Below are 19294 nucleotides of genomic sequence, written 5' to 3'. Positions count from 1 at the left end.
CGGCGCTGGGGAGCAACGTGGGGTAGAGCAGGCGTCTATAAGCCGCGGAGCCGCGCGGCCTCAGGACGATACCGATCGCGGGCGCCGGTGACACAGCCGCGACGCGCCTGTGCCTCTCGTCCCGCGGCGCATTGCGCGGCGAAAACCGGACGATCTGGATTCGTCGTAAACGGTCTCAGGCGAGACGATCGCGGCCTCGGAAAACCGAGTCAGGACGCCTGCAGATGATCCGTCGCTGCGGCCGTGGCGCGGGCGATGATTGCCTCGACGCGGCAGGCGATCGCCTGGCTGCGGGTCGCCTCGGCGTCGAGCGCCAGACCCCAGCGGTCGAAATCCCGCGCATGCTCCCAAAGCCCGCTGGCGCAGGCTTCGAGGTGGTCGATCGTCGCTGCTGTCAGCGGCGCTGCCGTGACCGGCACGGAACGGGAATCGCGTCTGTCCTTCATGGCGCGAGCCTAGCATGGGGGATCGCCGGATGACTGCGGGGCGGCCTGCAGTTTCCGGTGGACAAGTGGGGATAACGGGGAATGTCGCAGGGCGTCCCCGAGAGGTCGTTGCGTCATCTTCGAGGGCTAAGCGCCTGCAAGTCTTAACCATCCGTTAACAAAACGGTGGCCGGCCACTCGCAGCCGTGCATATTTAATCATCAACAAGCAATCCAGCGGCATTGCGGGAGAATAGCATGTCCACGATGACGGCAGCCAAGGATACCACCCCAGATATGAGCGACTTTCTCACCGAGGAACTATCGAGAGACTTTGCCGATCGCAGCGACAAGCCGAGTGCGGCGTCGAATGTGCTGTCGGGACCGCCGCTGATCATGGACGAACCGGTGCCGCGGTTGCCGCGCCGCATCGAGGGTGGTTTCACCGGGCTCGGCCATGATCTCGATCGCCACGGCCGCGAATGCCGCAACGCAGCGCGGCTGATGGAGCAGCTACGTCCCCAGCTCGAGACGGCGGAAGCCGAACGGCTCCGCCTGAACCAGGCGCTGACGCGGATCCTGCCGGAGATCGAGGAACACGGCCGCAGTCTCGCCGGGATGATCGAAAGCGCGCGCAAGGGCGACGTGAGCGGCGATCTGGCCGGAAAGTTCACCAAGAGCGCGGCCAAGCTCGATGAGCTCGAGAGCCTTGCCGAGGCGATGAACGTCAACCTCATGGCCGTTCGCTCCGCCTGGGAGCAGTATGCCCGCGCGGCCATCCAGGCCCAGCGCCTGCGGGATGGCCTCAAGGGGCACTGACGGCATCAGGCGGCGCGAGCGCCGCGTCGGCGCAGGCGACTTTCAAATGACGGGCGGTCGGCATGGCCGCCCGTCTTGCGTTAGGAGCGGCTCGCCCACCGAGTCTTTCACACTCCGGGAAAGACATGCCTAGCTGGCGCTGAAATGCGGTTCGGTGCGGTAGCGTTGGTCGTACAGGTCCGCCCGGGCGCGGATATCGTGGTGGGTCTTCTCCCAGCGGTGGGGATCGCGCGCGAGCTGGATCACCGCGCGCAGCGACGCGAGCGCGATCAGCAGCCAGTAGAGATGAACGAGGGCGTAATATTTCGGCAGGGTAGCGCGCTCCTCCGGCTGCAGCGCCGGGAGTGACAGCGCGACGAAGGCGATGAAGCCGCCGGTCGCGTTGAACAGGTCGAGCGCGAAGATCAGGCCCGCGAGGCCGCCGGGCAGGCCGTGATTCAGCGCCGACACCAGTGTCGACAGCACCAGAACGAGAAACACCGGCTGGATCAGCGCCGAGGCCAGCATGCCGACGAACAGCATCTGGAACACCGCGAAGCTGACCGGGCCGAGTTCGCGCCACAGCCTGAGCGGCTGACGCATGTGGACCAACCAGGTCTGCAGCCAGCCCTTCGTCCAGCGCGTGCGCTGGCGATACCAGACCGGTCAGCGCTCGGGGGCGTCTTCCAGCGTCGGCCGTGTCAGCGTGCCGATCGCCCAGCCTTCGCGATACAGCCGCATGCCGAGATCGGCGTCCTCGGTGACATTGTGGGAATCCCACCCGCCCACCGCCGTCAGGCTGTGGCGGCGGAAATGGTTCGAGGTGCCGCCCAGCGGCATCGGCAGGCGATGGCGCGCAAGCCACGGCAGCAGCCGCCGGAACAGCGCCGCATATTCCAGCGCGAAGAGGCCGGCCAGCCAGTTCTGCTGGCCGTTGCGCACGACGAGCGGCGCCTGCAGGCAGGCAAGGTCACCGGGGCCGCTGCGGAAGCGCTGGAAAGCTTCGCGCAACTGGCCGGGGTCCGGCTCGTCCTCGGCGTCATAGAGCGCGACGAACTCGCCGCGGCAGAGCGGAAGGACGAAGTTCAGCGCCTTCGGCTTGGTGCGCGGCTCGCCGGGCGGCACGGCGACGATCTCGAACTGCGGCAGTCCGGCCGTGGCGCGGCGCGCCTCGGCGATGGTCGCCGGATCGTCGGCCTCGCAGACCAGCTTGATCTCGATGCGGCTGGTCGGCCAGTCGAGGCGCGACAGGGACGCGACGAGGCGCTCGATCACCCCCGTCTCCTGATAGAGCGCGACGAGGACCGAATAGACGGGGAGGGGTCCCGTCTCCACATCTGCGGCCGTGTTCTGCTCGGGCTTGGGAGGGGCCGGCAGCGCCGCGACGATGCGGATGGCGAGACAGGCGGCAAAGGCGATGCCGAACAACGGATGCAGGACCGCGGCCGTTGCGGACGGGGCCATGGCGAAGGCGGCGAGAACGGCGCAGGCGGCGAAGGCCAGCAACGCCGCCTGGCCGGCCTCGACGACGGTCCGGGCCGAATGGCGCGGCGCGCTCCGGGCAAGGCTGAGCGTGGCATCCTCGATGCGCCGCGCGGCGCTGCGGGATGCCAGGGCCGCGGCGATGTCGGCCTCGGTGGCTAACCGTGCCTTGCGCCGGACATCCGGCTGCAGGGCGAGCAGTGCGGCGACCCGGTCGAGATCTTCAAGGCGCGGGCGCAGGAACAGCTTGGTTTCCAGATCCGCGCCGCAAGTCTTCAGAAGGCGCGGAGACCCGGCAGGCTGTAGATCGCGAAGGCCGATGATCCGTTCGTCCGGGCCGATGGGCTCGTGGGGCAGATCCAGCGCCTCCGCCATCAGGCGGGTCAGGCGATCGGCGGTCACGTGCCGGCCGGCAATCAGTTCGGCGGCGAGGTCGGTCCGGTTGTCGGCTGCCGCGCGGCGGGCGCGTCCGAGGGCTTCCGCCGTCAGGCCCAGCCGGGCGATCACGCGGTCGGTGACGCCTCCGGCGAAGCGGGATCCGCCCGGCGGTTGCGACGGAGCATCGTGCGGTTTCGGATGCGTGAAGCGGGCATTCTTGCGTATGGCCGGTTGCGGGCCATAAGGTCCCGCCGCATAAGCCGTTCGAGGATCGGTCTGATCGTCACGCACGCAAACGACCCGCTCCAGGATGAAGTGTCGGGGCGCCGGCCGGCACCCGGTTGCATCGTGCGCGAGTGATGACGCAAGGGAAAGAAATCTATGCGGGTATGTTTCGCGTCAGGGTTGTTTCTGGTTGGAATGCTCGTGTCCGCCGCTGGATTCCTCGGGGATGCAGTGACCGGTGCTGCAACCGTGAAGGCCCAGGTGGCGACGCCGAATTTCTTCGATCAGCGCCAGCGCATGACCAAGCCGGATCTCGGCGCGCGCACGCGCATCCGCTTCCTGACCACGACCAACTACCCGCCGTTCAACTTCCTCGACCGGCGTGGCCGGCTGGCGGGGTTCAATGTCGATCTCGTCCGGGCGATCTGCGAGGAGCTGGATATCCTGCCGCGCTGCCAGATCGAGGCGATGGCGTTTCGCGACCTGGTGCCGGCACTGCAGCGCGGTGACGGGGAGGCGATCGTCGCCGGCCTGTCGATGACGCCCGACACCCGGCGCGAGCTCGCCTTCACCGAACCCTATTTCCGGTATCCGGCACGCTTCGTGACCACCAAGGAGGCGCCGGTGAAGGAGCCGGTCGCCGACACGCTGGCCGGCAAGCCGGTGGGCGTTGCCGAGGGCAGTGCCCATGCGGCCATGCTGCGCAGCTTCTTTCCGCAGATCGACCGGCGGCTGTATCCCACCCGCGACGACGGACTGGCCGCTTTGCGCAAGGGCGAGATCGCCGCCTATTTCGGCGACGGGGTCGGCCTGTCCTTCTGGCTGGAGAGCAACGCCGCCGAGGATTGCTGCGGGTTCTCCGGCGGGCCGTTCCTGTCGGACCGCTTTCTGGGCGAAGGATTGTCGATCGCCGTGGCGCCGAAGGACGAGGAACTCGCCCGGGCCTTCGACTACGCGATCGGCCAGCTCGTCGAGAGCAAGCGGTTTTCCGAATTGCTGCTGCGCTACTTCCCGGTCAGCGCCTTCTGACGGCGCGGCGCTAGAGGCGCCGGTAGCGCACCCGGGCGGAATGCTCGATCGCGCCCGCGGTCAGCCGGTCGAGCTCGAAGGCGTCGCGCAGCATTTCCAGGAAGCGCAGTTCCGGCTGGCTGGCGTGGACGTCGGAGGCGGCAACCTCGATGGCCAGCGCATAGGCCGTTTCGTACAGCTTTTGCGGCAGCGCCGACATCAGGTTGTCGATGATCGTCTGCAGCCCGTCTTCCTGTTCGAGAATATGGCTGCAGCGCTCGGAAATACCGTTCAACCGGCCCCGATCGAAACCTTCGAAGACCGGCAGCGTGTCGAGGATGGCCTGCAGTTCCCGCAGCTCGTGGTCGCTGATCGCGCCATCGGCCGCGGCCATCGACACCATGAGATGAACCAGGGCTTCGCGCGGTCCGAGATCCGACATTGTCTGCCTTCCTTGCTTCAGGGCTACCCTCGGCAAGCTATGCACCCGGGGCGGTCGCAACAAGCCGTCATTCGGCACGGGCGGCTTTTGTTGACGCGCCGCTGGCTTCTTTCTAGACCGGGCGGCACCTGACGGTCCCCCGGCAATCTGCGCGTCCCCTTCGCAGTGCGCGCGGACGCCCGGGACCCGGATTTTCGAGGAATGCCTTCATGCCGAGCCCGCAGCCGGACACCGTCGACGTCGATCTCTTGCGGACCGAAGCCATGGCGTCGAATGCCTGGCCCTTCGAGGAAGCGCGCAAGCTCCTGAAGCGCTTCGAAAAGGGCGGCATGCCGGCGGAAGTCCTGTTCCAGACCGGCTATGGCCCGTCGGGCCTGCCGCATATCGGCACCTTCGGCGAGGTCGCGCGGACCTCGATGGTCCGCCATGCCTTCACGGTTCTGACCGACGGCGCTGTGCCGACGCGGCTTCTATGCTTTTCCGACGACATGGACGGCCTGCGCAAGGTGCCGGACAACGTGCCGAACCGCGAGATGCTGGCGACCCATATCGGCAAGCCGCTGTCGCGGGTGCCCGACCCGTTCTCCGACGATTATCCGAGCTTTGCCGCCCACAACAATGCGCGGCTGCGCGCCTTCCTCGACCGGTTCGGCTTCGACTACGAATTCGCCTCGGCCACCGAGTACTATGCCTCCGGCCGCTTCGACGCGACGCTTCTGAAGATGCTCGCCGCCTATGACGAGGTGCGGGCGATCATCCTGCCGACGCTCGGCGCCGAGCGGCAGGCGACCTATTCGCCCTTCCTGCCGATCCATCCGCGCACCGGCATCGTCCTGCAGGTGCCGACCGTCGAACGCGACGTCGAGCGGGGCATGATCGCCTATCTCGATCCGGAGACCGGCGAGCGGATCGAGACCACGGTGACCGGCGGCGCGGTGAAGTGCCAGTGGAAGGCCGACTGGGCCATGCGCTGGGCGGCGTTGGGCGTCGACTACGAGATGGCCGGCAAGGACCTGATCGATTCCGTCACCCTGTCGTCGAAGATCTGCCGGGCGCTGGGCTCGGCGCCGCCGGAGGGGTTCAATTACGAACTCTTCCTCGACCAGAGCGGGCAGAAGATCTCCAAGTCGAAGGGCAACGGCCTGACCATCGACGAATGGCTGTCCTATGCCTCGCCGCAGAGCCTGGCCTTCTACATGTTCGGCAAGCCGCGCGCCGCCAAGCGGCTGTTCTTCGACGTGATCCCGAAGGCCGTGGACGACTACTACCAGTTCGTCTCCGCCTATCAGCGCCAGGAACTGCGCCAGCAGTTGCAGAATCCGGTCTGGCACATTCATAACGGGACGCCGCCGGCCAAGGGCGTGCCGGTGCCCTTCGCCATGCTGATCAACCTCGTCTCGGCCTCCAACGCGTCGAATGCGTCGACCCTGTGGGGCTTCATCACCCGCTACGCGCCGGGGGTGACCGCCGAGACCGATCCCGAACTCGATCAGCTCGTCGGGTATGCGCTGCGCTATTACGAGGATTTCGTCCGGCCGGCGAAGACGTTCCGGGCCCCGGACGCGGTCGAGCGCGAGGCGCTGGAGTCGCTCGATGCCGCCTTTGCGGCGCTGCCGGCCGATGCCGATGGCGAGGCGATCCAGAACGCGCTTCTGGACGTCGCCCGGCCGATCGAACGCTACCAGGATCACAAGAAGTCGGGGCCGCAGGGCGGACCCGGCGTCTCCGGAGAGTGGTTCCAGGCGCTCTACCAGATCCTCATCGGACAGGAAAAAGGTCCGCGTTTCGGCTCCTTCGCGGCGCTTTACGGCCTAGCTGAAACCCGCGCCCTGATCCGAGACGCACTGGAAGGCCGGCTGGCTTCGGGCGCCTGACGCCCGGGGCTGTTCCCGCGCGAACAGACCGGTGGCGGGTGTTCGCCGCCGTCTATCGCCAGATGCCGCGCTTCTCGCGCCGGGCTTCGGCCTCGGCGTCCTGATAGGGACCGCCGGGTGCCGCCTCGGCCCAGCCATTGCGCACGATCCATGCCCCGACATCGTCGCCGCGCAGCGTGCAGGCGCTGGTGATTGTCTCGTCGCGGTCGCCGAAATCCTCCGGGACCTCGCAGCGGATCGAGCGCGAGCGCAGGTAATTGCGCAACTCGGTGCGCGCCCGCATGCCGCAGGGCCAGGCGTTCGCGCCCTCGCCGCAGCTGCGCTCCAGGGGGAGCGCGGCGATGCCGGGCAGGGCGATCGTGCCGCGGCCGATTGTCAGATGCGCGGTGTCGCGCGCGATCGGGCGGGGCAACAGGATCTGCCGGGTTTCGATGTTTTCGGGCTCGGCGGCTTGCTCCGGCGACGGGTCGGGCGCGCGCGGCGGCAAGCGGCGGAGCGGGCCGTCCGTCGCCGGTCCGCTGGTGATGCCGTCGGGCGTAACGTTCCGGCCAAGGCGTGGCGCGAGGCCGTCGCCGTTCGGGGCGCCCGCCGGCTCGGGCGCTTCGGGGGCGGGGGGCGCTGCCGGTTCTGCCGATTGCTCCGCCGCCGGCGGGACAATGCGGGCCGGCTCCTGCAGTTCGTCGGGGGACGGCAACAGCCAAAAGAGGAGAGCGGCCAGCGCCGCAAGGCCGAGGGCTGCGAGCAGTGTGCGGATCACGCGCCGACGGCGGCCGATCCCGCGCAGGGCCGGCTCGTCCCGCCGCCGGGACGCGGCTGCAGGATCACTGGCTGGCCCACAGGATGCGCGCCATCCATTCCACCTCGTCCATCTGGAACTGGCGGTCGGGGAAATCCGGATTGGTGGAAGCCAGCTCGATGGTGCGGCTGGTCTGGCGCTGCAGGATCTTGGCCATCACCTCGCCCTCGCGGGTGCGCACCACCACCCGGTCGCCGCGCCGGACGGCGGCGGCCGGCGAGACGATGAGAATGTCGCCGTCGCGGTAGAGCGGCATCATCGACTGGCCCGACACCTCGAGCGCATAGACGGTTTCGTCGCCGGTCGAGGGCAGGGCGATCTCGTCCCAGCCCTGGCCAGCCGGAAATCCGGAATCGTCGAAGAAGCCGCCACCGCCGGCCTCGGCAAAGCCGAGCAACGGCACGCTCATGGCGGGGCTGGGCGAGCGGGGACCGCCCGGCGTTTCGCCGCGCATCAGCGCAGCGAACTCCTCGATGCTGGCGTCGGTCGCGGCGATGACCTTGGCGATGGATTCGGTCGAGGGCCAGCGCGGGCGCCCGTCGCTGGCATTGCGCTTGGACTTGTTGAAGGTCGTTGGATCGAGGCCGGCGCGCCGGGCGAGGCCGGAGGGCGACATCCGGTGGCGGGTCGCCAGGGCGTCGATCGCCAGCCATATCCGGTCATGGGAAAACATCGTGTGCGAAGCCCGGTCTGCGTCAGAGGAATAAATACCTCTGACCGGTCTTAAAGCGCCATGGTGCCGCTGTCCATATCGTAGCGTCAAATTCTTCGGAAGCGGCACGGCCCTGCCGTTGCGCAGTAGTGCGCCGCTGGGCAGAGGCCATGGTTGGTGCCATATGCTCTTCCAGCCTTATGGACGGGGCTGCCGACGCGCGGCGTATCGGCGGCGGCATGCGATGGCAGGAACGGAATGACGGCATGGATCTGAAGTTCGCGGCGCATACCAGCGAGGAAACCCGCCGCCGGGCTAGCGAGCCGGGGCGCGGCCGCAGCGCCGGCGGGCCGATGTCGATCCCCTGGAAGGGCTGGAAGGACATCAGCCTGCGCATCTACGCCTCGTTCTTCGATGACCGGGTGATGCTGATCGCCGCTGGCGCGACCTTCTACCTGCTGCTGGCGCTGTTTCCGGCCTTCGCCGTCTTCGTCTCGCTTTATGGCTTCGTCGCCGACCCGGTCTCGATCGGCGAGCATATCGCCTTCATCGGCCAGTTCCTGCCGACGGCCGGCACCGAGCTCCTGGAATCGCAGCTGGCGCGGCTGGTGAGCCAGGATTCCTCGTCGCTGTCGCTGGGCTTCGTCAGCGGCCTGCTGTTTGCGCTGTGGAGCGCCAATAACGGCATCAAGACCCTGTTCGAGGCGATGAACGTCGCCTATGGCGAGCGCGAGCAGCGCAGCTTCTTCAAGCTGAACCTCGTCGCCTTCTGCTTCACCCTCGGCGCCATCTTCATCGGCATCGTGCTGATCGTCACCGTCGGCGTCGTTCCGGTGGTCATGGCTGTCTTCGGCCTGCAGAGTTTTTCGGAGATCATGATCGCGGCGATGCGCTGGCCGGTGGTCTTCGGGCTGATCGTCGTCGCCATCGCGATGATCTATCGGTATGGGCCGAGCCGCCGGCGCGCCCGCTGGAAATGGGTGGTCTCGGGCGCGCTCCTGGCCGCCGTGGTCTGGCTGCTCGCCTCGCTCGGCTTCTCCTGGTACCTGCAGAACTTCGCCAATTACAACGCCATGTACGGCTCGCTCGGCGCCGTCATCGGCTTCATGATGTGGGTGTGGATTTCCTCGCTGATCTTCATCATCGGCGCCGAGATCAATGCCGAGATGGAGCACCAGACGGCGCACGACACGGTGAACGACCCGCCCAGGCCGATCGGCGAACGCGGCGCCCGGGTCGCCGACACGCTGGGCAAGAGCTCGCGGCGCGACCCCGCCCCCACGGCGGAGAAGCGCGGCCTGTTCCGGCGCAAGCACAAGCATCCCGCCTGACGGCTTGCATGGCCGGCCAAAGCAGTCTCTTTTTGCGAGGTCGAGGGGGAGGCCGGATGTCCATCAGCCTGTTCGAGCTGTTCAAGATCGGGATCGGGCCGTCGTCGTCCCACACGGTGGGGCCGATGTTGGCGGCGCGCCGCTTTCTCGACCGGCTCGACGATCGCGGGCTGAAGGGAGAGGCGGCGCGGGTCGTCGTGCATCTCTACGGTTCGCTGGCGCTCACCGGCACCGGCCACGGCACCGACAAGGCGGTGATGCTCGGCCTGGCCGGCCTGCAGCCCGACACGCTCGACCCTGACGATGCCGAGGACCTGTTCGCCTATATCCGCGACAAGGGCGAGCTGCAGCTCGACCGCGGCCAGCGCGTGCCGTTTCGCGACGGCGAGGAATTGATCTTCCTGAAACGCGAGCGGCTGCCGCACCATTCCAATGGCATGCGCTTCACCGCCTTCGACGCGGCGGACCGGGAGATCGACCGGGCGGACTATTACTCCGTCGGCGGCGGTTTCGTGATGTCGGCGGAAGACGCTGCCGGAGAGACGCCGGTGCTGGCCAATGCCCGCGCGCCCTACGAATTTCGCTCCGGCGACGAGCTTCTGGCGCTGTGCGAGGCGCATGGCCTGTCGATCGGCGAAGCGGTGCTCGCCAACGAGGAGACCTGGCGCTCGCGGGCCGAGATCCGCGACGGCATTCTGGGCATTCGCGATGCCATGCTCGATTCCATCGAGCGTGGCTGCCGGATGGACGGCATCCTGCCGGGCGGCCTGAAGGTCCGGCGGCGGGCCAAGCAGCTCCACAACGAGCTTCTGCGAAAGCCGGAAAAGGCGCTGCGCGATCCGCTGACGACGCTCGACTGGGTCAATCTCTACGCGCTGGCCGTGAACGAGGAGAACGCCGCCGGCGGCCGGGTCGTCACCGCGCCGACCAACGGGGCGGCCGGCGTCATCCCGGCGGTGCTGGCCTATTACGAGCGCTTCGTGCACGGCGCGACGGACGACGGCGTCGTCACCTTCATGGCGACCTCGGCGGCGATCGGCGCGCTCTACAAGCAGAACGCCTCGATCTCGGCGGCCGAGATGGGCTGCCAGGGCGAGGTGGGCGTCGCCTGCTCGATGGCGGCGGCCGGCCTTTGCGCCGTTCTGGGCGGGACGCCGCGGCAGGTGGAGAACGCCGCCGAGATCGCCATGGAGCACAATCTCGGCCTGACCTGCGACCCGATCGGCGGGCTCGTGCAGATCCCCTGCATCGAGCGCAACACGATGGGGGCGGTGAAGGCGATCAACGCCGCGCGCCTGGCCCTGAAGGGCGACGGCACGCATTTCGTCTCGCTGGACAATGTCATCGAGACGATGCGCCAGACCGGCAACGACATGAGCGAGAAATACAAGGAAACCGCAATGGGCGGGCTCGCCGTCAACGTCACCATCTGCTGAGGCAGTGGCCGCATCGCGAATGGTCGCCATGCCCGTGACCGGGCATGGGTTGGTGTATCAGCCGCGCTGGTCGACGAAATCGCGGAAGACGAAGCCGCGCTGGCCATTCGCCGAGACCTCGCACCAGGAGGTGCAGGCGATGACGGTGACTGCCATGCCCTTTTCCAGGACGGCGACGATGGTCGCGTTGTTCTCCGGCTTGGCCCGCATGTTGACGCTGGCCGTGACGATGCCGCCCGGGCTGTCCTCAGGCTGTGCGGCCGCGAGCTCTTCCTGCGCGGGGGCGCTGTCGACAGGGACGGCAGGGGCGGTGCCGCGCAGGGCTTCCTCGACGGTGAGGGGGGCGGAATCGGTCGACGGCGGCGTCTTGGCGGTCGGGACCTGCGGGACGATCGGCCCGAGCGGCGCGACGGTGTTCAGATCGATCGCGCCGGGGCGTGGCGGTTCGATGCTGTCGGCGTCGGCGATGATCGGGCCGACGCTGCCGGTCGTGCTCAGATAATCGGGATTCTCGACGGCTGCGATAAGTTGGGCCGCATCCGGCGGCAGGCGCAGATTAAGTGCGGCGGCCACGGCAGCCTCGCTCATGGCGGGGGGGCGGGCGACGGTTTCGGGCATGGCGGCGATGGCCGGGCGCAGGCGACCGCCGGTCTGGGCCGAGGCGACCCGTTCGGCCACCGGCGCCATGGCATCGGCCATGCGCCGGGCGATGGCCGCGTCGTCGGATGTCGCGGGCGTCGATTGCGCGACCTGCGGGGCGTTGCCGGCCGAAGTGCTCGTGCGCAGGAGCGTCGGCGTCAGCGCGGCAACGATGGCCACCGAGGCGATCGTCGCCAGGATATAGGCGGTGATGGGCCGCCGCCGCAGGCGGGTGAAGAAACCGGGCGGGCGGCCGCGGTTCGGCAGCCGTCCGCTCGGCTGCCGGCCCTGGACCAGACGGTCGACCCAGCCGGTGTCGGCCTGCCGGCGATCGTAATCTGAACGACGCTCGACGAGGCGTCTGCGGATTGCCTCCTCGCTCGGCCGATGTCGATTGCGCGGCCCCCTCGTCATCCTGCTTCTCCTCGTCGGCCGCGTGCCGCGCCGGGCGCCGATGGCAGCTCCGGGGCGCGCCTGCCGCAAATTTCCGCGCGCCATGGCTGGCGCGTCGGTGCGAACGTCCCTCGTCTTGTCTTAAAACTTTAAATTATGGCCGTTCGGCGTTGCAAACCGTTTCGTCACTGAATGAAAAGCATTCGCCGCTTGCGCGCAAGAAAAAGGGGGAGAACCGGTTCCGGTTCTCCCCCATGTCTGGCTGGCCTCGCAGGAAAGCGGATCAGGCGGCTTCGGCCTTCGAGCCTTCCGGCGGGAAGCGCCCGTAGAAGGTTTCGCCGGTCTTCGCCATCTCGCGCAGCAGCGGCGTCGGCTCGAAGCGCTCGCCATGCTTGGCGGCCAGTTTCTCGCAGAGCGCGACGAAGGCCCTGGTGCCCATGCCGTCGATGTAGCTGATCGTGCCGCCGGTATAGGGCGCGTAGCCGAAGCCGAGGATCGAGCCGACATCGGCCTCGCGCGGGTCGACGACGACGCCTTCCTCCATGGTGCGCGCCGCTTCCAGCGCCATGGTGGCGAGGAAGCGCTGCTTGAGCTCCTCGAAGTCGATCTGGTCGGCGGGCTGCTGCTCGAACATGTCCTTCAGGCCGGGCCACAGCGACTTCTTGGCGGGCTTGGCCGGATAGTCGTAGAAGCCCTTGCCCGCCTTGCGGCCGAGCCGGCCGTCGCCGTTCATCTGCTCGACCAGCTTGAAGTGGCGCGGATCGACCGAATCCTCGCCCATGTCGCGCATGGTCGCCTTCATGATCTTCAGCGACAGATCGACCGCGGTCTCGTCATTGAGCGCGAGCGGTCCGACCGGCATGCCGGCGAACTTGGCGGCATTCTCGATCATCGCCGGCGGCACGCCCTCGACCAGCATGTCGTAGGCTTCCGACATGTAGCGGAGCACGCAGCGATTGGCGAAGAAGCCGCGGGTGTCGTTGACGACGATCGGCGTCTTCTTGATGGCTCGCACGAAGTCCAGCGCGACGGCCAGGGCCTTGTCGCCGGTCTTCTCGCCGAGGATCACCTCGGTCAGCATCATCCGGTCGACCGGCGAGAAGAAATGGATGCCGATGAAGCGCTCCTGGTCCTCGAAGGCCTCGGCCAGGCTGGTGATCGGGATGGTGGAGGTGTTGGAGGCGTAGATCGCGTCCTTGCGCAGCACGGCGGCGACCTTCTTCGTCACCTCGGCCTTCACGTCGCGGTCCTCGAACACCGCCTCGACGACGAGATCGGCATTCTTCAGGGCGTCGTAGTCCGGCGTGGCGGTGATCTTCGCCAGCACGGCCTCGGCCTGTTCCTTGGTGGCGCGGCCCTTGGAGACGAGGCCTTCCATCAGCTTGCGCGAATGCGCCTTGCCCTTGTCGGCGGCCTCCTGGTCGCGGTCGATGAGGACGACGTCGAGGCCGCCCTGGGCCGCGACATAGGCGATGCCGGCACCCATGAAGCCGGCGCCGACGATGCCGACCGTCTTCAGATCGCTGGCCGGGACGTTCTTCGGCCGGCGGGCGCCCTTGTTCAGCTCCTGCATGGAGACAAAGAGCGAGCGGATCATCATCGCCGCCTCGGTCGTCTGCAGGACCTCGGTGAAGTAGCGCTGCTCGATGGTCAGCGCGGTGTCCATGGGGACGAGAAGGCCCTCATAGACGCATTTCACGATGGCGCGGGCACCGGGATAATTGTCGTTGGTCTCCTTGCGGTAGAGCGAGGCGACCGCCGGCCAGACCTGCGCACCCTGCGGCGAGTAGACCGGGCCCGAGGGCAGCTTGAAGCCCTTCTGGTCCCACGGCTTCACTGCCGAGAGACCCGACTTCAGCATCTCCTTGGCCGTGGCGACGAGCTCGTCCTGCGACACGACCGCGTCGATCAGCTTCATGCCCTTGGCCTTGTCGGCGGTCAGGGTGGAGCCCTTGAGCAGCATCTGCAGGGCGCTCTGGGTGTCGGTCAGGCGCGGTACGCGCTGGGTGCCGCCGGCACCGGGGAAGATGCCGACCTTGACCTCGGGCAGGCCCATCTTGGCGCTGGTGGCGGCGACACGGCCGTGGCAGGCCAGCGCCAGCTCGAAGCCGCCGCCCATGCAGGTGCCGTTGATCGCCGCGACGAAGGGCTTGCCGCAGGTCTCCAGCTTGCGCCAGATCCAGGACATGCGGCCGGCGCCGTCGAAGAGTTCGCGGATCGCCTCGTCGGGGTTCTCGCGCTTCTTCGCCTCGAAGCTCTCGAACATGCCGGAGAGCATCTTCAGGTCGGCACCGCCGGTGAAGGAGCCCGTCTTGCCGGAGGTGATGACGACGCCCTTGACCGCCGCGTCGTCGACCATCTCGTCGACCATGGCGTCGAACTCACCCATGACCTCCTGGGTGAAGACGTTCATCGAGCGACCGGGCATGTCCCAGGTGACGAGGGCCAGGCCGTCGCCGTCGATCTCGATGGTGAAGTTCTCGCTGTTCATCAATTCGCTCCCAGATCGGACGCTTGCCGTCTATCATTTTCCATGTCCCGCCAAGGCGTTGCCACCGGCAGGGGTGTGAAACTTTCAGGGTTGTTAAACCACTCGACCCTTACAATACGGGCCTTCATACGCACCGACGAGTTGCTGCCCATGTCCGAAACCGCCTGCCCCGGCTGCCAGACTTCCCGCCCGCTGGACTTCCAGTTCTCCATGGCCTTCCAGCCCATCCTCGACATCGCGTCGGAGCGGGTCTGGGGCTATGAGGCCCTGGTGCGGGGCCTTAACGGGGAGAGCGCCTACAGCATCCTGTCGCAGGTCTCGGCCGATCAGAAATACCGCTTCGACCAGGCCTGCCGGGTGAAGGCCATCTCGCTGGCGTCGCGGCTGTTCCCCTCCGGGGAGCTGCCGCATCTGTCGATCAACTTCCTGCCCAACGCCGTCTACGAGCCGTCCGCCTGCCTTCGCGCGACCCTTGCGGCCGCCCGCAAGAGCAGCTTCCCGCTGACCTCGATCATGTTCGAGTTCACCGAGAGCGAGCAGATGACCGATGTCGCGCATCTGCAGAACATCATTGCCGAGTACCGCAAGATGGGCTTCATCACGGCCCTCGACGATTTCGGCGCCGGCTATGCCGGGCTGGGCCTGCTCGCAGACTTCCAGCCCGACCTGATCAAGATCGACATGCACCTCGTGCGCGGCATCGACACCAGCCGGGCCCGCCAGGCGATCCTCGCGGCGACCCTGTTCGTCGCCCGCGAGCTCGACACCACGGTGCTGGCCGAGGGCGTCGAGACGGCGGCCGAGTTCGCGGCGCTGAAGGCGGCTGGCGTCACCCTGTTCCAGGGCTACTACTTCGCCAAGCCGGCCTTCGAGACGCTGCCGGCGCTCGCGGTGCAACCGCATGAGATCGGTGTCCAGCACGTCGCCTGATCCCAGCCCCGGCAGCATGTCGCCTCAGACCCGCTCGATGATCGTGGCGGTGCCCATGCCGGCACCAATGCACAGGGTGACCAGCGCGGTCTGCTTGCCCTGACGCTCGAGCTCGTCGAGCACCGTTCCGAAGATCATCGCGCCGGTGGCGCCGAGCGGATGGCCCATGGCGATGGCGCCGCCATTCACGTTGATCTTGTCGTGGTCGATGTCGAAGGCCTGCATGTAGCGCAGGACGACGGCCGCGAAGGCCTCGTTCAGCTCGAACAGGTCGATGTCGCCGATGGTCATGCCGGCGCGCTTCAGGAGCTTTTCCGTCACGTCGACCGGGCCGGTCAGCATCAGCGCCGGATCGGAACCGATATTGGCGAAGGCCTTGATGCGGGCGCGCGGCTTGACGCCGAGGGCCTCGCCGCCGGCCTTGGAGCCGAGCAGGACGGCGCCGGCACCATCGACGATGCCGGAGGAATTGCCGGCGTGATGGACGTGGTTGACCGCCTCGATCTCGGGATGGGCCTGGATGCCGACGGCGTCGTAGCCGCCCATCTCGCCATGCATGGCGAAGGAAGCGTTGAGGCTGCCGAGCGACTGCATGTCGGTGGACGGGCGCATGTGCTCGTCACGGTCGAGGATGGTCAGGCCGTTCTGGTCCTTGACCGGGACGACGGACCTGGCGAAGCGGCCGTCCTCCCACGCCTTGCCGGCGCGCTTCTGGCTCTCGACGGCATAGGCGTCGACGTCGTCGCGCGAGAAGCCGTATTTGGTGGCGATCAGGTCGGCCGAGACGCCCTGCGGCATGAAATAGGACGGGATGCCCACGGACGGATCCATGATCCAGGCGCCGCCGGACATGCCCATGCCGACCCGCGACATGGATTCCACGCCGCCCGCGATGACGATGTCCTCGGCGCCCTGGGCGATCTTGGCGGCGCCGAGATTCACCGCGTCGAGACCGGAGGCGCAGAAGCGCGAGATCTGCATGCCCGGGGCAGCAAAGTCGTAGCCGGCCTCGAAGGCGCTGGCGCGCGGGATCACCGAGCCGGCCTCGCCGACCGGATCGACGCAGCCGAAGATGATGTCGTCGACGGTGCGGGTGTCGATGCCGTTGCGGTCGCGCAGGGCTTCCAGAACCTTGGCGCCGAGGCGTACGGCGGGCACCTCATGCAGCGCGCCGTCCTTCTTGCCGCGGCCGCGGGGCGTGCGGACGTGATCGTAGATATAGGCTTCGGTCATTGATGTTCCTCCGTGTTCCGCGCGCCCAGGCCGCCTGCGGGCGGCGCGCCGTATGCCGCGATGAAATCCTCATGGACCCGGCCGCTTGTGGCCGGGTCGGCCCGTCGCGAAGGCGCGACGGGTGCAGTGTCCGGTCGCCTCCGACATGGCCACCCGGGAGCGCCAAGGCAATGGCCGCCGCTGCCGGACGCCCTCCCGGGCGGTCGCCGCCTAGAAGGCGTCGGCGTCCATCGCCATCATGGAATCGGCGCCGGTGGAGATGCGCGCCAGATGGGCGGCGCTCTCCGGCATCACCCGCTCCATGTAGAAGCGCGCGGTCAGGAGCTTCTTCTCCATGAACTCCGAGCGGCCATTGGCGCCGGCGGCGATCTTCTCCTGGGCGACCTTGGCCATGCGGCCCCACATGTAACCCATGGCGACGAGGCCGAAGAGGTGCATGTAGTCGGTCGAGGCGGCGCCGGCATTGTCCGGCTTGGCCATGGCGTTCTGCATCAGCCACATGGTGGCCTGCTGCAGGTCGTTCAGGCCCTTCTTCAGCGCCTTGGTGAAGGGGGCCATCGCCTCGTTGGCGCGGTTCTCCTCGCAGAACTGGCCGACCTCGGCAAAGAAGGACTGCACCGCGCGGCCGCCGTTGAGGCCGAGCTTGCGGCCGACGAGGTCGAGCGCCTGGATGCCGTTGGCGCCCTCGTAGATCTGGGCGATGCGGGCGTCGCGGACGAACTGCTCCATGCCCCATTCGCCGATATAGCCGTGGCCGCCATAGACCTGCTGAGCCATCACAGCATTGTCGAAGCCCTTGTCGGTGAGGACACCCTTGATGACCGGGGTCATCAGGCCCATCCAGTCGTCGGCGGCCTGGCGCTCCTTCTCTTCCTCGGCGCGATGCGACAGGTCGCCCTTCAGCGCGGTCCACAGGACCAGCGCCCGGCCGGCCTCGTTGATCGACCGGATGGTCATCAGGATGCGGCGGATGTCCGGATGGACGATGATCGGGTCGGCCTTCTTCTCCGGTGCCTTGGCGCCGGCGAGCGAGCGGCCCTGGATGCGTTCGCGGGCGTAGGTCACGGCGTTCTGGTAGGCGACTTCCGAGATCGCCAGACCCTGGACGCCGACGCCGAGCCGCGCCTCGTTCATCATCGTGAACATGGCGCGCAGGCCCTTGTCAGCCTCGCCGATGAGATAGCCGGTCGCGTCGTCGTAGTTCATGACGCAGGTGGCGTTGCCGTGGATGCCCATCTTCTCTTCGAGCGAACCGCAGACGACGCCGTTGCGCTCGCCCGGATTGCCGTCGGCGTCGAGGACGAATTTCGGCACGATGAAGAGCGAGATGCCCTTCACGCCCTCCGGCGCGCCCTCGATGCGGGCGAGGACCAGATGGACGATGTTGTCGGCCATATCGTGTTCGCCGGCGGAGATGAAGATCTTCTGGCCGGAGATGCGGTAGCTGCCGTCATCCTGCGGCACCGCCTTGGTGCGCAAGAGGCCGAGATCGGTGCCGCAATGCGGCTCCGTCAGGTTCATGGTGCCGGTCCATGAGCCCTCGATCATCTTCGGCAGGTAGGTCTGCTTCTGCTCGTCCGAGCCATGAACCGAGATCGCGGCGATCGCGCCGGCGGTCAGGCCCGGATACATGGCGAAGGCCATGTTGGCCGAGGACATGTATTCCGACACGGCGGTGGCGAGCGTGTGCGGCAGGCCCTGGCCGCCATATTCGGGGTCGAAGGGCAGGCTGCCCCAGCCGCCTTCGCGGAAGGTGTCGTAGGCGGCCTTGAAGCCCTTGGGTGTCGTCACCGAACCGTCGGCGGCGCGGGTGCAACCCTCGAGGTCGCCGACCCGGTTCAGCGGCTGCAGCACTTCGCTGGCGACGCGGCCGGCCTCGCCGAGGATCGCTTCGACGACGTCGGGTGACGCGTCCGCAAAACCGGGAAGATTGTTGTAGCGGTCGAAGCCGAGCAGGTCGTTCAGGACGAACAGCGTGTCTTCGGTGGGGGCCTGGTAGGTCGGCATGCGATTCCTCCGTCTCGAGCGTCGGCGGCTTATCGCTAACTTTGACGTAAACGTCAACGGCTGATCGCCGGCGATGGACCCCCATGATGTCGCATGGGTGGCTGACACGTCGATGTCGCGGAAGGGGATATGGAGAGCGGGGAGGGGATGCGCAGCGTGCGCGGAAGCGGGGGGGCAGGGCAGATGCGGCGGCGCGAAGCGCGGCGGCGGCCTGACCGGGCAGGGAAGCGGCGGGCGCATCGTCAGACGCGCCCGCCGGACAATCAGTCGGTGACTTCGTTCAGCCGGGCGCGGACGTAGTTGATCGAGACGTCCATCGCGTGGATCGAATCCTCGATCTCGCGCTTCTGGTCCTGCAGGATCTCCTGCTGCTCCTCGAAGCGCTCCAGCACGACCTCGAGCTGTTTCCGCTTGCCGTTGGGCTGATGATAGATATCGATCATCTGCTTGGCTTCGGTCAGCGAGAAGCCCAGCGTCTTGGCCAGGAGGATCAGCCGCAGCCGGGTCCGGTCGTGACGGCTGTAGAGGCGCGTGGTGCCGCGGCGCTCGGGCGCCAGAAGACCGCGATCCTCGTAGAAGCGGAGGGTGCGCAGGGTGACGCCGAATTCCTTCGACAGGTCGCCGATCTTGAACAGCTCCTTATCGGTCGCCGCCTGATCGTCGAGGTTGAGCAGAAAGCCGATGTCGATCGACGTCGTGTCGTCTTCGCGTTCGGCGAGCTTCAGATTGGTCATGTCTTGAATTCCGTAACTGCG

General features: G+C 67.5%; 17 protein-coding genes. 6 read left to right on the top strand and 11 right to left on the bottom strand.

Going from position 1 to position 19294, the window contains the following annotated elements; translation table 11 throughout:
• Positions 1-209: 209 nt before the first annotated feature.
• Complete coding sequence (locus tag H9Q09_RS06650; protein ID WP_187390408.1) at positions 210-446, bottom strand: hypothetical protein; 237 nt, start codon at positions 444-446, stop codon at positions 210-212.
• 236 nt (positions 447-682) lie between these two features.
• On the opposite strand from H9Q09_RS06650, the gene H9Q09_RS06645 reads away from it, so the two are divergent.
• A complete protein-coding gene (locus tag H9Q09_RS06645; protein WP_228238186.1) occupies positions 683-1243 on the top strand; it encodes a hypothetical protein in 561 nt (186 codons plus the stop codon).
• Positions 1244-1372: 129 nt separating this feature from the next.
• On the opposite strand, the gene H9Q09_RS06640 is transcribed toward H9Q09_RS06645, so the two are convergent.
• The gene (locus H9Q09_RS06640; protein WP_187390406.1) at positions 1373-1825 is read right to left on the bottom strand and encodes a hypothetical protein; all 453 of its coding nucleotides are present in this window, start codon (positions 1823-1825) and stop codon (positions 1373-1375) included.
• 63 nt (positions 1826-1888) lie between these two features.
• Entirely contained in the window at positions 1889-3211 is a 1323-nt protein-coding gene (locus H9Q09_RS22765; RefSeq protein ID WP_187390405.1) for a glycosyltransferase, read from the bottom strand.
• Between the two features lie 327 nt (positions 3212-3538).
• Between H9Q09_RS22765 and H9Q09_RS06630 the strand changes: the two genes are divergently transcribed.
• Positions 3539-4336: a transporter substrate-binding domain-containing protein gene (locus H9Q09_RS06630; RefSeq protein ID WP_348646280.1), complete on the top strand. Its 798-nt coding sequence runs from the start codon at positions 3539-3541 to the stop codon at positions 4334-4336.
• 10 nt (positions 4337-4346) lie between these two features.
• Here the strand turns inward: H9Q09_RS06630 and H9Q09_RS06625 are convergent, their stop codons facing one another.
• Positions 4347-4757: a tellurite resistance TerB family protein gene (locus H9Q09_RS06625; protein WP_024349109.1), complete on the bottom strand. Its 411-nt coding sequence runs from the start codon at positions 4755-4757 to the stop codon at positions 4347-4349.
• Between the two features lie 209 nt (positions 4758-4966).
• Here H9Q09_RS06625 and H9Q09_RS06620 point away from each other — a divergent pair, with 209 nt between their 5' ends.
• Entirely contained in the window at positions 4967-6631 is a 1665-nt protein-coding gene (locus tag H9Q09_RS06620; protein ID WP_187390403.1) for a lysine--tRNA ligase, read from the top strand.
• A 52-nt stretch (positions 6632-6683) separates the two neighbouring features.
• On the opposite strand, the gene H9Q09_RS06615 is transcribed toward H9Q09_RS06620, so the two are convergent.
• Together H9Q09_RS06615 and H9Q09_RS06610 are read right to left on the bottom strand one after the other, a co-directional pair.
• A complete protein-coding gene (locus H9Q09_RS06615; RefSeq protein ID WP_187390402.1) occupies positions 6684-7388 on the bottom strand; it encodes a thermonuclease family protein in 705 nt (234 codons plus the stop codon).
• A 64-nt stretch (positions 7389-7452) separates the two neighbouring features.
• Entirely contained in the window at positions 7453-8100 is a 648-nt protein-coding gene (locus tag H9Q09_RS06610; RefSeq protein ID WP_187390401.1) for a helix-turn-helix transcriptional regulator, read from the bottom strand.
• A gap of 245 nt (positions 8101-8345) precedes the next feature.
• Between H9Q09_RS06610 and H9Q09_RS06605 the strand changes: the two genes are divergently transcribed.
• Together H9Q09_RS06605 and H9Q09_RS06600 are read left to right on the top strand one after the other, a co-directional pair.
• Positions 8346-9410 (top strand): YihY/virulence factor BrkB family protein, encoded by a 1065-nt coding sequence (locus tag H9Q09_RS06605; RefSeq protein WP_187390400.1) that lies wholly within the window; start codon positions 8346-8348, stop codon positions 9408-9410.
• Between the two features lie 56 nt (positions 9411-9466).
• Positions 9467-10846, top strand: a complete 1380-nt coding sequence (locus tag H9Q09_RS06600; protein ID WP_187390399.1) for an L-serine ammonia-lyase — start codon at positions 9467-9469, stop codon at positions 10844-10846.
• 57 nt (positions 10847-10903) lie between these two features.
• Here H9Q09_RS06600 and H9Q09_RS06595 read toward each other — a convergent pair whose 3' ends face one another.
• A complete protein-coding gene (locus H9Q09_RS06595) occupies positions 10904-11899 on the bottom strand; it encodes an SH3 domain-containing protein (protein WP_187390398.1) in 996 nt (331 codons plus the stop codon).
• Positions 11900-12161: 262 nt separating this feature from the next.
• Positions 12162-14369, bottom strand: a complete 2208-nt coding sequence (locus H9Q09_RS06590) for an FAD-dependent oxidoreductase (RefSeq protein WP_187390397.1) — start codon at positions 14367-14369, stop codon at positions 12162-12164.
• A gap of 150 nt (positions 14370-14519) precedes the next feature.
• On the opposite strand from H9Q09_RS06590, the gene H9Q09_RS06585 reads away from it, so the two are divergent.
• Positions 14520-15299, top strand: coding sequence for an EAL domain-containing protein (locus H9Q09_RS06585; protein ID WP_187390396.1), 780 nt, complete (start codon positions 14520-14522; stop codon positions 15297-15299).
• A gap of 24 nt (positions 15300-15323) precedes the next feature.
• Here H9Q09_RS06585 and H9Q09_RS06580 read toward each other — a convergent pair whose 3' ends face one another.
• From H9Q09_RS06580 to H9Q09_RS06570, 3 genes are all read right to left on the bottom strand, one after another.
• On the bottom strand, positions 15324-16532 hold the full coding sequence (locus tag H9Q09_RS06580; protein WP_187390395.1) for an acetyl-CoA C-acetyltransferase: 1209 nt from the start codon (positions 16530-16532) through the stop codon (positions 15324-15326).
• A 210-nt stretch (positions 16533-16742) separates the two neighbouring features.
• Positions 16743-18539: an acyl-CoA dehydrogenase C-terminal domain-containing protein gene (locus tag H9Q09_RS06575; RefSeq protein WP_187390394.1), complete on the bottom strand. Its 1797-nt coding sequence runs from the start codon at positions 18537-18539 to the stop codon at positions 16743-16745.
• Between the two features lie 263 nt (positions 18540-18802).
• On the bottom strand, positions 18803-19273 hold the full coding sequence (locus tag H9Q09_RS06570; RefSeq protein ID WP_246716030.1) for a MerR family DNA-binding transcriptional regulator: 471 nt from the start codon (positions 19271-19273) through the stop codon (positions 18803-18805).
• Between the last annotated feature and the right edge of the window lie 21 nt (positions 19274-19294).

This window comes from Aurantimonas sp. DM33-3 (genome assembly GCF_014334315.1).
GTDB lineage: Bacteria > Pseudomonadota > Alphaproteobacteria > Rhizobiales > Rhizobiaceae > Aurantimonas > Aurantimonas coralicida.
The sequence above is the reverse complement of the archived record's forward strand: the minus strand, read 5'-3'. Positions and strand labels throughout refer to the sequence as shown.

What these genes read in the sequence shown, in the direction of transcription:
- H9Q09_RS06650 (WP_187390408.1), bottom strand. Translation starts at nt 446, where the DNA reads ATGAAGGACAGACGCGATTCCCGTTCCGTGCCGGTCACGGCAGCGCCG.
- H9Q09_RS06645 (WP_228238186.1), top strand. Translation starts at nt 683, where the DNA reads ATGTCCACGATGACGGCAGCCAAGGATACCACCCCAGATATGAGCGAC.
- H9Q09_RS06640 (WP_187390406.1), bottom strand. Translation starts at nt 1,825, where the DNA reads ATGCGTCAGCCGCTCAGGCTGTGGCGCGAACTCGGCCCGGTCAGCTTC.
- H9Q09_RS06625 (WP_024349109.1), bottom strand. Translation starts at nt 4,757, where the DNA reads ATGTCGGATCTCGGACCGCGCGAAGCCCTGGTTCATCTCATGGTGTCG.
- H9Q09_RS06620 (WP_187390403.1), top strand. Translation starts at nt 4,967, where the DNA reads ATGCCGAGCCCGCAGCCGGACACCGTCGACGTCGATCTCTTGCGGACC.
- H9Q09_RS06610 (WP_187390401.1), bottom strand. Translation starts at nt 8,100, where the DNA reads ATGTTTTCCCATGACCGGATATGGCTGGCGATCGACGCCCTGGCGACC.
- H9Q09_RS06605 (WP_187390400.1), top strand. Translation starts at nt 8,346, where the DNA reads ATGGATCTGAAGTTCGCGGCGCATACCAGCGAGGAAACCCGCCGCCGG.
- H9Q09_RS06600 (WP_187390399.1), top strand. Translation starts at nt 9,467, where the DNA reads ATGTCCATCAGCCTGTTCGAGCTGTTCAAGATCGGGATCGGGCCGTCG.
- H9Q09_RS06595 (WP_187390398.1), bottom strand. Translation starts at nt 11,899, where the DNA reads ATGACGAGGGGGCCGCGCAATCGACATCGGCCGAGCGAGGAGGCAATC.
- H9Q09_RS06590 (WP_187390397.1), bottom strand. Translation starts at nt 14,369, where the DNA reads ATGAACAGCGAGAACTTCACCATCGAGATCGACGGCGACGGCCTGGCC.
- H9Q09_RS06585 (WP_187390396.1), top strand. Translation starts at nt 14,520, where the DNA reads ATGTCCGAAACCGCCTGCCCCGGCTGCCAGACTTCCCGCCCGCTGGAC.
- H9Q09_RS06580 (WP_187390395.1), bottom strand. Translation starts at nt 16,532, where the DNA reads ATGACCGAAGCCTATATCTACGATCACGTCCGCACGCCCCGCGGCCGC.
- H9Q09_RS06575 (WP_187390394.1), bottom strand. Translation starts at nt 18,539, where the DNA reads ATGCCGACCTACCAGGCCCCCACCGAAGACACGCTGTTCGTCCTGAAC.
- H9Q09_RS06570 (WP_246716030.1), bottom strand. Translation starts at nt 19,273, where the DNA reads ATGACCAATCTGAAGCTCGCCGAACGCGAAGACGACACGACGTCGATC.